At 41.9% G+C, this 267-nt stretch carries 1 protein-coding gene; it reads left to right on the top strand.

The window, feature by feature from the left end; genetic code table 11:
• Positions 1-67 precede the first annotated feature (67 nt).
• On the top strand, positions 68-267 hold a 200-nt coding region (locus tag R0J87_RS21055), incomplete at its 3' end, for an XkdV family phage structural protein (protein ID WP_498888709.1).

Raw genomic sequence — 267 nt, 5'->3', positions numbered from 1 at the left:
CCTAGACCGTTATTAATAACAGCGTCTAGGACAAGGCACGTTTTACGCTATCGCAGGATCAAAAGACTTGCCGAATCATCGTTCATTTAGAGGCTTCTTTCATATTACCGATGCGACCAACGGAAAAGGTACATTCGGTTGGGTATACGCAACCGACTACATAAATAACATCTACACCAACTATTTAAACAACAACGTGTGGAGTGGTTGGTCAAGGCTTTCAAACCATAACTTATTATCCGAGAATGGTCAAAGTCAGTTGCTTCC

This window comes from Halomonas sp. SIMBA_159, from assembly GCF_046536035.1.
Classification (GTDB): domain Bacteria; phylum Pseudomonadota; class Gammaproteobacteria; order Pseudomonadales; family Halomonadaceae; genus Vreelandella; species Vreelandella venusta_A.
This window is presented reverse-complemented; position numbering and strand designations above follow the sequence as displayed.